12 protein-coding genes and 1 tRNA gene are annotated in these 12,573 nt (G+C 66.8%); 3 read left to right on the forward strand and 10 right to left on the reverse strand.

Annotated features, from left to right (window positions below; genetic code table 11):
• Window positions 1-133 precede the first annotated feature (133 nt).
• Window positions 134-1,768, forward strand: a complete 1,635-nt coding sequence (locus MNAB215_RS16615; RefSeq protein ID WP_077082078.1) for a fatty acyl-AMP ligase — start codon at window positions 134-136, stop codon at window positions 1,766-1,768.
• Here MNAB215_RS16615 and MNAB215_RS16620 read toward each other — a convergent pair.
• Window positions 1,761-3,023, reverse strand: coding sequence for an amidohydrolase family protein (locus MNAB215_RS16620; RefSeq protein ID WP_077082079.1), 1,263 nt, complete (start codon window positions 3,021-3,023; stop codon window positions 1,761-1,763). The two genes, MNAB215_RS16615 and MNAB215_RS16620, sit on opposite strands and share 8 nt — an antisense overlap.
• A 25-nt stretch (window positions 3,024-3,048) precedes the next feature.
• Here MNAB215_RS16620 and MNAB215_RS16625 point away from each other — a divergent pair, with 25 nt between their 5' ends.
• Window positions 3,049-3,903: an AraC family transcriptional regulator gene (locus MNAB215_RS16625; protein WP_077079809.1), complete on the forward strand. Its 855-nt coding sequence runs from the start codon at window positions 3,049-3,051 to the stop codon at window positions 3,901-3,903.
• A gap of 15 nt (window positions 3,904-3,918) precedes the next feature.
• Here MNAB215_RS16625 and pth read toward each other — a convergent pair whose 3' ends face one another.
• The 8 genes from pth to MNAB215_RS16665 form a co-directional block, all read right to left on the reverse strand.
• Window positions 3,919-4,494: an aminoacyl-tRNA hydrolase gene (pth, locus tag MNAB215_RS16630; protein ID WP_077079810.1), complete on the reverse strand. Its 576-nt coding sequence runs from the start codon at window positions 4,492-4,494 to the stop codon at window positions 3,919-3,921.
• 12 nt (window positions 4,495-4,506) lie between these two features.
• On the reverse strand, window positions 4,507-5,166 hold the full coding sequence (locus tag MNAB215_RS16635; RefSeq protein WP_077079811.1) for a 50S ribosomal protein L25/general stress protein Ctc: 660 nt from the start codon (window positions 5,164-5,166) through the stop codon (window positions 4,507-4,509).
• A gap of 347 nt (window positions 5,167-5,513) precedes the next feature.
• Window positions 5,514-6,383 carry an oxidoreductase gene (locus MNAB215_RS16640; RefSeq protein WP_077079812.1) on the reverse strand — a complete coding sequence of 290 codons (870 nt, stop codon included), beginning with the start codon at window positions 6,381-6,383 and terminating at the stop codon, window positions 5,514-5,516.
• 19 nt (window positions 6,384-6,402) lie between these two features.
• Window positions 6,403-7,053, reverse strand: coding sequence for an LpqN/LpqT family lipoprotein (locus MNAB215_RS16645; RefSeq protein WP_077079813.1), 651 nt, complete (start codon window positions 7,051-7,053; stop codon window positions 6,403-6,405).
• On the reverse strand, window positions 7,050-7,406 hold the full coding sequence (gene arsC / locus MNAB215_RS16650; RefSeq protein WP_077079814.1) for an arsenate reductase (glutaredoxin): 357 nt from the start codon (window positions 7,404-7,406) through the stop codon (window positions 7,050-7,052). Before arsC ends, MNAB215_RS16645 begins: the two co-directional genes overlap by 4 nt.
• Complete coding sequence (locus tag MNAB215_RS16655) at window positions 7,407-8,387, reverse strand: ribose-phosphate diphosphokinase (protein ID WP_077079815.1); 981 nt, start codon at window positions 8,385-8,387, stop codon at window positions 7,407-7,409.
• Window positions 8,388-8,490: 103 nt separating this feature from the next.
• On the reverse strand, window positions 8,491-10,002 hold the full coding sequence (glmU, locus tag MNAB215_RS16660; protein ID WP_077079816.1) for a bifunctional UDP-N-acetylglucosamine diphosphorylase/glucosamine-1-phosphate N-acetyltransferase GlmU: 1,512 nt from the start codon (window positions 10,000-10,002) through the stop codon (window positions 8,491-8,493).
• Window positions 10,003-10,102: 100 nt separating this feature from the next.
• Window positions 10,103-10,174 (reverse strand) — tRNA-Gln (locus MNAB215_RS16665).
• Between the two features lie 186 nt (window positions 10,175-10,360).
• On the opposite strand from MNAB215_RS16665, the gene MNAB215_RS16670 reads away from it, so the two are divergent.
• Window positions 10,361-10,954 (forward strand): TetR/AcrR family transcriptional regulator, encoded by a 594-nt coding sequence (locus MNAB215_RS16670; protein ID WP_108637640.1) that lies wholly within the window; start codon window positions 10,361-10,363, stop codon window positions 10,952-10,954.
• 162 nt (window positions 10,955-11,116) lie between these two features.
• Here the strand turns inward: MNAB215_RS16670 and lysA are convergent, their stop codons facing one another.
• A complete protein-coding gene (gene lysA, locus MNAB215_RS16675; RefSeq protein ID WP_077079818.1) occupies window positions 11,117-12,469 on the reverse strand; it encodes a diaminopimelate decarboxylase in 1,353 nt (450 codons plus the stop codon).
• Between the last annotated feature and the right edge of the window lie 104 nt (window positions 12,470-12,573).

Here is a 12,573-nt window from a genome sequence, read left to right on the forward strand (position 1 = left end):
TTGCTCACCAATCGCCGTTTCGAGACCTAACCGCTCCCCAACTGTGCTCGCGCGCCTGCTACACAGCATCGCCGGGCAGGCGGACTATGAAATTCCGAGCCTTGGGGGAACTGCCGGAACCGAGGAGGGTTTGGTGAGCAGGTTTACCGACAAGATGTTCCATAACGCCCGTACGGCGACGACGGGCATGGTGACAGGTGAACCCCACGAACCCGTCCGGCACACCTGGGGCGAAGTTCACGAGCGCGCCCGCCGCATCGCCGGCGGCCTGGCCGCCGCGGGCATCGGCCTCGGCGACGCCGTCGGTGTGCTGGCCGGCTTCCCGGTGGAGATCGCCCCGACCGCGCAGGGCCTGTGGATGCGCGGCGCCAGCCTGACCATGCTGCACCAGCCCACGCCGCGCACCGACCTGGTCGTGTGGGCCGAGGACACCATGACCGTCATCAGCATGATCGAGGCCAAGGCCGTGATCGTGTCCGAGCCCTTCCTGGTGGCCATCCCGGTCCTCGAGGAAAAGAACATCAAGGTCCTGACCGTTGCCGACCTGCTGGCGTCGGATCCGATCGACCCCGTCGAGGTCGGCGAGGACGACCTGGCGCTGATGCAGCTGACGTCCGGTTCGACCGGCTCGCCGAAGGCCGTCCAGATCACCCACCGCAACATCCACTCCAACGCCGAGGCGATGTTCATCGGCGCCGAGTACGACATCGCCAAAGACGTCATGATCAGCTGGCTGCCCTGCTTCCACGACATGGGCATGGTCGGCTTCCTGACCATCCCGATGTATTTCGGCGCGGAGCTGGTCAAGGTCACGCCGATGGACTTCCTGCGCGACACGCTGCTGTGGGCCAAGCTCATCGACAAGTACAAGGGCACCATGACCGCGGCGCCCAACTTCGCCTATGCGCTGCTGGCCAAGCGGCTGCGGCGCCAGGCCAAGCCGGGTGACTTCGACCTGTCCACCCTGCGCTTCGCGCTGTCGGGCGCCGAGCCCGTCGAGCCCGCCGATGTCGAGGACCTGCTGGATGCGGGCAAGCCGTTCGGTCTGCAGCCCGCGGCGATCCTGCCGGCCTACGGCATGGCGGAAACCACGCTGGCCGTGTCGTTCTCCGAGTGCGGCGCCGGTCTGGTCGTCGACGAGGTCGACGCCGACCTGCTGGCCGCCCTGCGCCGGGCCGTGCCGGCCACCAAGGGCAACACCCGCAGGCTGGCCACGCTCGGGCCGCTGCTCAAGGACCTCGAGGCCCGCATCATCGACGAGAACGGCGAGGTGATGGCCGCGCGCGGGGTCGGTGTCATCGAGCTGCGCGGCGAGTCGCTGACGCCTGGCTACCTGACCATGGGCGGCTTCATGCCGGCCCAGGACGAGCACGGCTGGTACGACACCGGTGACCTCGGCTACCTCACCGAGGAGGGCCACGTCGTGGTGTGCGGCCGGGTCAAGGACGTCATCATCATGGCCGGCCGCAACATCTACCCGACCGACATCGAGCGGGCCGCCGGCCGCGTCAAGGGTGTCCGCCCGGGCTGCGCCGTCGCCGTGCGGCTCGATGCCGGACACTCGCGCGAGACCTTCGCCGTCGCGGTCGAGTCGAACGCCTTCGAAGATCCCGCCGAGGTGCGCCGCATCGAGCACGAGGTGGCGCACGAGGTCGTCAGCGAAGTAGACATGCGCCCACGCAATGTGGTGGTGCTTGGCCCCGGGACCATCCCGAAGACGCCGTCGGGCAAGCTGCGCCGGGCGAACTCCGTCACCCTCGTTACGTAGCCGCCAGCTGCTTCTGCGCGTAGCGGCGCGCCCACTCCTTGCGCGGGCGGATCGACACGTCGACGTCGGCGCCCTTGGCTCGTAGCGCCTTCACGCTGGCCTGCTCGCGCGGTGTGCGGGCGAACGGATCCCAGCTGAAGAAGTTGCAGGCGTTGCGCCAGGTGATCTTGTTGATGTCGCTGTCGTCGGCGCCTGCGGCGTCCAGCTCGGCCAGCACCTGCTCGGGCGCGTCCGGCCAGAAACAGTCGGAGTGTGGGTAGTCGCATTCCCAGGCGATGATGTCGATGCCGATCTCGTGGCGCAGCTTCAGCGATGTCTTGTCGGTGACGTAGCAGGCCAGGGAGTGCTCGCGGAACACGTCGCTGGGCAGCTTGTCGCCGAAGTCGCGACGCAGCCACTTCTGGTTGGTGTAGTGCCGGTCGCTGCGGTCGAGATAGAACGGGATCCAGCCGATGCCGCCCTCGGAGAACGCGAACTTCAGGTCGGGGTAGTTCCGCATCGCCGGACCCCACAACAGGTCCTGGGCGCACATCGCCGAGACCTGGGTGGCCAGGATGATCATGTTGTCGATCGGCGCGTTGGGCGCCATGCTGATCGCGCCGAAGCCGGTGCCGATGTGCAGACACATCACCACGTTCTCCTCGGACAGCGTGCGGAAGACCGGGCCCCAGTAGTCGTCGTCGTGGTAGCTCGGCAGTCCTTCGAGGTGCGGCAGCTCGGGCATGGTGACGGCCCGGCAGCCCTTCGCGGCGACGCGGCGGATCTCGGCGCACATCCCCTCCGGAGTCCATGTCGGCAGGATGGCGATCGGGATGAATCGGTCCGGGTACGACCCGGCCCATTCGTCGATGTGCCAGTCGTTGTAGGCCGACACCATCACCAGCGTGACGTCTTCGCGCGTCATGTTGAGGTGGCGGGCCGAGAAGCCGGTGAAGGTCGGGAAGCACATCGACGCGAGGATGCCGTTGCGGTTCATGTCGCGCACGCGTTCGTGGACGTCGTAGACGCCGGGGCGCATCTCGGCGAAGCCGGCGGGGTCGCGGCCCCACTCCTCGGCCGGCCAGGAGACCACCGCGTTCAGCCCGCTCACGCCCTGGGGCCTGCCCTGGTACATCCACTGGTCGACGCCCTTGTCGTCGGTGACGACGATGGGCGCCTCGTCCTTGTATTTGCTCGGAACGTGGCGCAGAAACATGTCCGGCGGCTCCACGACGTGGTCGTCGATGCTCACCAGGATCAAGTCGTCGGTATTCACCACTCCACTTGTACCCTGGACTCTCGTGACCGTCTCCGCATCTTCGGCCAAGGTTTTATCCGGATCGGCCAATCGCGAAAAGATAGGCCGGGTCGAACTGCGCCATGGTGGACGGGCCCGTGGCGGCAGCTACCTCTACGAGGGGAATCGGCTGCCGCCGCTTGTTACTGGCTGGCACTCGCACGATCTGCACCAAATTCAGTACGCGATCGGGGGCGTGGTCGAGGTCGAGACCGCGGCCGCCCATTACTTGTTGCCGCCACAGCAGGCCGCCTGGATCCCGGTCGGACTGGAACACCAGGCCACCATGAACCCCGATGTCCGCAGCGTGGCGGTGATGTTCGATCCCGAGCTGCTGCCGCCGGTCGACAAGCGGATGCGGATTGTGGCCGTCTCGCCGCTGATCCGTCAGATGATGATCTACGCGCTGCGCTGGCCGATTGACCGTGCCGACAGCGATCCGGTTTCCGATGGCTTCTTCCACACCCTCGGTCATCTGGTCTTCGAGGCGCTGGAACATGAAGCGCCGCTGAGCTTGCCGACCTCGACCAATCCGATCGTGGCCGCCGCGATGAGCTATACCAAGGCGCACCTGGCGTCGGTGACTGCCGTCGACGTCAGCCGCGCGGTCGCCGTGTCGGAGCGCACGTTGCGGCGCAAGTTCGACGAGGCGATCGGCATGCCTTGGCGCACATACCTTTTGCACGCGCGGATGCTGCGCGCTATGGCTTTGCTTGCGGCGCCCGGCCAGTCGGTGCAGCAGACTGCGACGGCGGTCGGCTTCGACAGCCTGAGCGCGTTCACTCGCGCCTTCGCCCAGTTCTGCGGCCAGACACCGTCGGCCTATCGGCAGGGCACCAATGACGTTGTGAGGGAATGATTTTGGTAGGCAGTCCTACCAGGCGTGCACGCGGTTCTGCGCGGGCTCCAAGCCCAGTTCGATGAGCAACTCGGTGGCGTCGGCGGCCTGCTCGCAGATGGTGGGAACCTCCGCGCGCTCGGTCGCCGTGAAGTTCTCCAACACGAACGCCGCGGGGTCTTTGCGTCCGGGCGGACGGCCGATCCCGATGCGTACCCGCTGAAAGTCCTTGGTGCCCAATGCGGAAGCCACCGAGCGCAGTCCGTTGTGGCCACCTTCTCCGCCGCCGATCTTGAGCCGGATGCGTCCGAATTCGAGGTCGAGGTCGTCGTGGATGACGATGACGTCGGCGGGCACGACGGAGTAAAACTTGGCCAGCGGGCCGATCTGGCGACCGGACTCGTTCATGTAGCAGCGTGGCTTTGCCAGCACCACCGAGTGTCCCGCCAATCGGCCGCTGGCGATCTCGGCACCAGAGCGCTTGTGCGCCTTGAACTTCGAGCCCAGCCTCCCGGCAAGCAGGTCGGCGACCATGAACCCGACGTTGTGCCGGGTGCGAGCGTAGTTGTCTCCGGGATTGCCTAGGCCGACCACCAGTAGGGGCTCGGCCACCTCGTGAGCCGCCTACTCGGACTCGTCGGAAGCGGCCTCGTCGCCGCCCGCGTCGCCGCCCTCGTCGGCTTCCGGTGCCGCGGCGGTCTCGCCGGAGCCCTCTTCTTCGAGGTCTTCTGCGGTCGGGGCGTTCACCACGTTGACGACCAGCAATTCGGGGTCGGAGATCAGGTTGACGCCGGCGGGCAGCGTGATCTGTCCGGCGGCGAACTGGGTGCCCGGCGCGGCGCCCTCGACCGACACGGTCAGTTGCTCGGGGATCGACATTGCGTCGACCTCGATCTCGATCGTCTGGGTGTCCTGGGTGACCAGGGTGTCAGGGCCGGCCTCACCCTCGATGATGACGTTGACCTCGACGACGACCTTCTCGCCGCGACGCACGACCAGCAGGTCGGCGTGTTGAATGGAGCGGCGGATCGGGTGGATGTCGAGCGCCTTGGTCAGCGCCAGCTGCTCTTTGCCGTCGATATCGAGGGTCAGCACGGCGTTGGTGCCGGAGTGGCGCAGCACTGCTGCGAAATCGCGTCCGGGCAATTCCAGGTGCTGGGGGTCGGCGCCGTGACCGTAGATGACAGCGGGGATCTTGCCCTCGCGCCGGGCCCGCCGGGACGCGCCCTTGCCGGTCTCGGTTCGTACCACGGCCTTCAATTTGTTGACTGCCGATTTGGCCATTGTGTCGCTCCTGTGTGCTCGGTACCTAAGTTCTTGGCACGGCCAGGATCACGACAGTTGAGTCGGTCTCCGTCGATAACGGTGCCGGCTGAACCGCCGGCAACCCTCGCCGTGACGCCCGGCAAGGTTAGCGCATGTGCACCTCAGAGCGGAAATTGCTGATCGAGCTGCTGGTGGCCGTCACATCCGCCAGTCGGGTCGAAGGCTGAGGAGGCACCCGAGTTGCCCACCTCCGAGCGACAACTCTGCGATGCGCCGCGGGGTGTGACGCAGCTGTCGCGCGGAGGTGACTGAGTTGTCGCTCGGAGGCGGACAAAAGGCCATCGGCCCGCGAGCGCCAGCGGCGCTCAAAGCGGAAATTTGGTGCCCGTGAGCTGCTCAGACAGGTCCCAGAGCGCGGTGGCGGTCGCCGTGTCCCGCGCCGCGCGGCTGCGCCCGACGGGCTGGGAGCGGCCGAACTGGCCGAACCGGGGGCCGATGAACGTGTTGCCCGGCAGGTCCTGCGACGCCGCGTACAGCGTTTGCCGGGCGCCAAAGGCGGCGTCGGTGGCAACTATCCGGGTGGCGGCCGACATCACCGCATCACCCAGTTTGCGACCGGAGGCCCCCTGCAGGTTGGTCTGCGAGTAGCCGGGATGGGCCGCCAGCGAGCGCAACGGCGACCCGACCGCCTCCAGGCGGCGCTGCAGCTCGCTGGTGAAAAGCAGGTTGGCGAGCTTCGACTGGCCGTAGGCAAGCCATGCCGAATATCGCCGGGACTTCCAGTTCAGGTCGTCGAGGTTGATGCGTCCCGCGTAGTGCAGCATCGACGACACCGTCACCACCCGGTCGCCGACCTTCGGGAGTAACAGGTTGGTCAGTGCGAAGTGGCCGAGATGGTTGGTGCCGATCTGGCTCTCGAAGCCATCGACCGTGAGGGTGTAGGGGGTTGCCATGATGCCGGCGTTATTGATCAAGACGTCGAGCTTGTCGACCCCGTCGGCGAAGCGGCGCACCGACGACAAATCCTGCAGATCCAGTTGACGCACCTCGACGTCCCCGGTCATCTGTTGAGCCGCGGCCTCTCCCTTACTCGGGGTGCGGACGGCCAAGATGACCGTGGCGCCCGTTCGTGCCAACTCGCGGGCCGTCACCGCGCCCAGCCCACTATTGGCGCCGGTGATGATCACGGTGCGCCCGGCGAACGAAGGGAGATCAGCGGCGGTCCAGTCAGTCATGACCCTCAGTGTCCTCTAGTTACTTTGCGGCGACGACGAATCCACGGATGATCCCCTCGATATCCGTCGACTGTGTGACCGCCTGATCGGCCAGGCTGGTGATGGTCAACTGAACCAGGTAGCGCTGATCGGCGGGCGGCTTACCCGTGGGGGTGACGATCCGATTCCAGCTGTGCAGTCGGGGGCCGTTGGGGTCGTAGCTGCCCTGGGTCATCGACGACGGGAAACCGTTGAAGGGGGCGGCCGATGCGTCCAGCTGATGGAAGTTCTCGAACAGTTGGGCATCGTCATTGCCGTGCTTGATGACCTGTGCGGGGTCGAAGGGGCCATGCAGCTCGAAGACGACGAGCCTGGCCGTCGGATACTTACCGCCCTTGGAGATCATCACCGTCTCCGGCGTGATGTTCGGATTGGTGGACGACGACCAGCCCGCCGGCGTCGGAATCGACACGGTCAGATCCTTCAGCGCACTCGGTGCCACCTGATGGCCGGTGACGCCGATGCTGTCCAGATACTGCGACAACGGGACGGGCTTGTCCGTCGTTGTGGTGGTAGTGGCCGTCGCCGAACTCGTCGTCCAAACCGATGTGTAGTCAGGCGATTTCGGCCCGCAGCCGACCGCGGACACAGCCAGCGCGATGATTGCGCCCGCAACTGCGAGCCGTCTCACAGAATCTCGCGGACCGCGTCGATCGGTCGCGCCAAGCGGGTGCCCTTCGACGTGACGACGAACGGACGCTCGATCAGGATTGGGTGTTCTGTCATGGCGTCAAGCAACTCGTCGTCGTCCGCGTCGGCAAGGTTGAGTTCGGCGTAGAGCGGCTCGCGCTTGCGCACCGCGGTGCGGACATCGATCCCGGCGTCGTGGATCAGCTTTTCCAGCTCCTCGCGCGACGGCGGCTGCTTGAGATATTGGACGACCTCGGGATCACAGCCGTTGTCCCGCAACAGGTCTAGCGTCTTGCGTGAGGTGCTGCACCTCGGGTTGTGGAAGATGACAGCCTTGCCGAGACCACCGGGCATCTAGGCGTCCCCGTCGAATAGTCCTGTGACTGAGCCATTTTCGAAAACGGCGCGAATGGTGCTGGCCAGCAGCGGCGCGATCGACAACACCGTGAGCTGCGGGAAACGCTTGTCCTCGCCGATCGGCAGCGTGTTGGTGACGATGACTTCCCGGGCCCCACTGGCGGCCAGCCGTTCGGCGGCCGGCTCAGACAGCACACCGTGGGTCGCCGCGACGATCACATCGGTGGCACCGTCTTCGCGCAGCAGTTTCACCGCACCGGCGATGGTGCCGCCGGTGTCGATCATGTCGTCGATCAGCACGCAGGTGCGGCCTTCGACCTCGCCGACGACACGGTTGGAAACCACCTGGTTGGGCACCCGCGGGTCACGGGTCTTGTGAATGAAGGCCAGCGGAACGCCACCCAGCGAGTCGGCCCACTTCTCGGCGATGCGCACCCGGCCGGAGTCGGGGGAGACCACCACCATGTTGCCGTCCGGGTAGTTGTCCTTGATGTAGGTGGTCAGCAAGGTCTGGCCACGCATGTGGTCGACCGGCCCGTCGAAGAACCCCTGGATCTGGTCGGTGTGCAGGTCGACGGTCACGATCCGGTCGGCTCCCGCGGTCTTGAGCAGATCGGCGACCAGTCGCGCCGAGATCGGCTCGCGGCCGCGGTGCTTCTTGTCCTGGCGGGCGTAGGGGTAGAACGGCATGACGGCGGTGATCCGCTTGGCGCTGCCCCGCTTCAGCGCATCGATCATGATCAGCTGTTCCATCAGCCAGTTGTTCACCGGCGCCGGGTTCGATTGCAGGACGAAGGCATCGCAGCCGCGCACCGATTCGTGGAACCGCACGAAGATCTCGCCGTTGGCGAACTCGCGCGCGGTCTGCGCGGTCACGTGGACGTCGAGTTCCTTGGCTACCTGTTCGGCTAGCTCTGGGTGTGCCCGACCGGAGAACAGCATCAGGTTTTTTCGATTATCGGACCAGTCGTGGCTCACCGTGTTGCCCTCGCCGTGTCGGAGTCGACATTGGAAATGCCCATCGTACGTAGCGAATGGTACGGAAATATGGCCGGGTTGCCAGACCACAAACTCGCGGTGTCTATTCGGATTCTGGATTCGGTGCGTCCGCCGGGTCCTGCTGGGCAGACGTTTTCGCGGCTTTTTCGGCAGCCTTCTCGGCAGCTTTTTCGGCGGCGTGGGCCGCTGGGGTGCCCGGCCGCTTGCGCTGCACCCAGTCTTCGATGTTGCGTTGCGGACCCGCCGATACCGCCAACGCCCCCGGTGGAACGTCGTCGCGCAGCACGGTGCCTGCGCCGGTGTAGGCCCCGTCGCCGACGGTCACCGGCGCGACGAACATGGTGTCCGACCCGGTGCGCACGTGCGAGCCGATGGTGGTGCGGCGTTTGGTCATGCCGTCGTAGTTGACGAACACGCTGGACGCGCCGATGTTGCTGTGTTCGCCGATGTCGGCATCGCCGACATAGGTCAGATGCGGCACCTTGGTGCCGTCGCCGATGGTGGAGTTCTTGACCTCGACGAACGTGCCGAGCTTCCCGTCGGCGCCCAGCACCGTGCCGGGCCGCAGGTAGGTGTACGGGCCCACCGCGGCCCCACTGCCGATCGACGACGACTCGGCGTGCGTCCGGATCACCGAGGCGCCGTCGCCCACGCTGACGTCGGTCAGGGTGGTGTCTGGGCCGATGACGCAGCGGCCGCCGATCTGCGTGCGTCCGAGCAACTGGGTGCCCGGGTGGATGACGGTGTCGCGGCCGATCGCCACGTCCACGTCGATCCAGGTGGTGGCGGGATCATCGACGGTGACACCGGCCATCTGGTGGGCGGCGACGATCCGGCGGTTGAGCTCGGCACCCACTTGCGCCAGCTGGACGCGGTTGTTCACACCGGCCACCAGCGCGCTGTCATCGACGTGCCGGGCATGCACCGTCAGGCCGTCGCCGCGCAGGATGCCGATGACGTCGGTGAGGTAGAGCTCCTGTTGGGCGTTGTTGGAACTCAGCCGGCCCAGCGCCGAGCGCAACGCGGCGACGTCGAAGGCGTACACACCGGCGTTGACTTCGCGAATCTCGCGTTGCGCCGGCGTCGCATCGGCTTCCTCGACGATCGCCGTCACGTCGTTGTCGGCGGATCGCAGGATGCGCCCGTAGCCGAACGGCTCACCGATCGTGGTGGTCAGCACCGTCGCCGCCGCCGATGCGGCGGTGTGGCCCGCGATCAGATCGGCCAGGGTGTCGGAGTCCAGCAGCGGGGTGTCGCCCGAGGTGATGACGACGACGCCGGCGTAGTCGTCCGGCAGGGCGGTCAGGCCGCACAGCACCGCGTGCCCGGTGCCGCGGGGGCGGTCCTGCAGTGCCACCTCGATCGGGCGCCCCAGGGTGTCGGCGAGTTCGGCCACCACGGGCGTGATCTGCTGGTGGGCGTGGCCGAGGACCACGACCAGATGCTGCGGCGCGACCTTGCTGGTCGCATGCACCGAATGCGCCAACATGCTGCGCCCCGCGATGGCGTGCAGCACTTTCGGGGTGTCGGACCGCATCCGGGTGCCGGGCCCGGCCGCTAACACCAGGACCGCTGTGTCACCACCAAACGACATCAACTCTCCTCTTGCTTTGTCCCACGCCAGGCGGGAGGCAGAAGCCCCGACACGCCATCAAGAGTGTCATTTCGCGAGCAGTGGTGGCAAAACCCAAAAGCTCCGTCGCCAGGACTCGAACCTGAACTATCTGAACCAAAATCAGAGGTGCTGCCGATTACACCACGACGGACTGCGTACCGCGGCGGGTCAGGGTTGACCACCGACCGCGCCAAGAAGACTTTAGACGGTGCGCTGCCGTGCAGGCTGTCCCAGGGAAAGTCGCCCAACTTCACCTGCTCAAACCGATACGCTGAGTGGCGTGGCAGCCCCGGATAAAGCAGCCCCGGACAAAGAAGTCCGGGCCCCGCGCGCCCGGATGACCGGTAGCGAGCGCCGACACCAACTCATCGGCATCGCCCGCTCGCTGTTCGCCGAACGCGGCTACGAGGGCGCGTCGATCGAAGAGATCGCGCAGCGCGCCAACGTGTCCAAACCCGTCGTCTACGAGCATTTCGGCGGCAAGGAGGGGCTGTATGCCGTGGTCGTCGACCGCGAGATGTCGGCGTTGCTCGACGGCATCACCTCGTCGCTGACCAACAACCGGTCCCGGGTGCGCGTCGAGCGGGTCGCCCTGGCGTTGCTCACCTACGTCGAGGAACGCACCGACGGCTTTCGGATCATGATCCGCGACTCGCCGGCCGCCATCAGCTCGGGCACCTACTCCAGCCTGCTCAACGACGCCGTCAGCCAGGTCAGCTCCATCTTGGCCGGCGACTTCGCCCGCCGGGGGCTGGATCCCGATCTCGCGCCGCTATACGCGCAGGCTCTGGTGGGCTCGGTGTCGATGACCGCGCAGTGGTGGCTCGATACCCGCGAGCCGAAGAAGGAAGTTGTCGCCGCCCACCTGGTCAACCTGATGTGGAACGGCCTGACGCACCTGGAGGCCGATCCGCGGCTGCAGGACGAGTAGGCCCGCTGCGCGAGATGGGGGCACCGCCCGCTGCGCGAGCTGGGGGCACCGCCCGCTCCGCGAGCTGGGGGCACCGCCCGCTCCGCGAGCCTAACGTCAGCGCGATATTTGGCTCGATTCTTCGCAGTGCCGTTAGGCTCGACGACCAATGTGACAGCCGCGTCAGCTCTGGCCTACCCCGCAGTCCCGCGCCAACAGGTCGGCGATCGTTTCGCGGCGGATCAGCTCGCGGGCCCGGCCGTCCTTGACGGCCACCAGCGGCGGGCGGCAGACCATGTTGTAGTTCGACGCCATGCTGTGGTGGTAGGCGCCCGTGCACGCGACGGCCAACAGGTCGCCGGGATGCAGATCCGTGGGGAGCTCGACGTCACGGGCGATCTCGTCGCCCGCTTCGCAGTGCCGGCCCGCGATGGTGACCCGCTGTTTGAGTCCCACCGCATGCCGGTTGGCCAGCGCGACCATGTACTGCGCGCCGTACAGCGACACCCGCGGGTTGTCGCTCATGCCGCCGTCGACCGCGACGAAGGTGCGCCCACCCGGCTGCGTCTTGATCGAGCAGACGCGGTACAGCGTCACACCGGCGCGTCCGCTGATGGCGCGGCCCGGTTCGACGACGATGGTCGGCCGCGGGAAATGCTCGGCGGCACAAGCCTCGTCGACCGCATCCTCGATGACCCTGGCCAGCCCGTCGACGTCGAATTCGGGGTCGCCCGGGCGGTAGGGGATCGCGTGGCCCCCGCCGATGTTCAGCTCGGTGAGGATGATGCCGTGCTGGGCGCGGATGTCGGCCATGGCGGCGATCATCCGGTGGATGGCCTCGCCGTACAGCGCGGCGTCGGTGACCTGCGAGCCGATATGGCAGTGCAGCCCAACCAGATCCAGGATCGGATGCGCCAGCACCCGCTTGACGGCCTCCGCGGCCTGGTCGCCTTCGAGGGTGAAGCCGAATTTCTGGTCGCTGATGCCGGTGGTCACCGCGCGGTGCCCGTGGATGTCGATGTCGGGGGTGACCCGGACGAGCACCGGTTGGCGACGTCGCGCCAGGCCCGCGAGGTAGGCGGTCTCGATGCAGGAATCCAGCACGATCCGGCCGACCCCGACGCGTGTCGCGTCGCGCAGCTCGTCAGGCGATTTCGCGTTGCCGTGCATGACGATCCGGGAGGGGTCGACGCCGCCGGCCAGGGCGACGGCCAGCTCACCGGAGGAGCAGACGTCGACGCCCAGCCCTTCTTCGCGCGCCCACTGGGCTACCGCCGTGGTCAGCAGTGACTTTCCGGCGTAGACGACCTCGACACCGCGCAGCGCCTTGCGGTACCGGCGGGCGCGCTGACGGAAGTCGGCCTCGTCGATGACATAGGTAGGGGTGTGAAACTCGTCGGCGATATCCACCAGCGGGACGTCGCCGACGCACAGTCGGCCCCCGTCGTCGGAATGTGTAGTGACGGGCCAGATCGCGGGATCCAGCCGTCGGGGTGCCGCCCGACCAATGGAGGGCAGCATGTCAAGCAACGTCATGACTTCAAAGTGCGCCCGCCTGACCCCGGGATGGGCAATCCTTACGATCCTTTGACGGCGTCGGGTGCAATTTTGACGTCGTCCGGCGCACCTAGAATGGGTGC

Source organism: Mycobacterium numidiamassiliense, from assembly GCF_900157365.1.
GTDB lineage: Bacteria > Actinomycetota > Actinomycetes > Mycobacteriales > Mycobacteriaceae > Mycobacterium > Mycobacterium numidiamassiliense.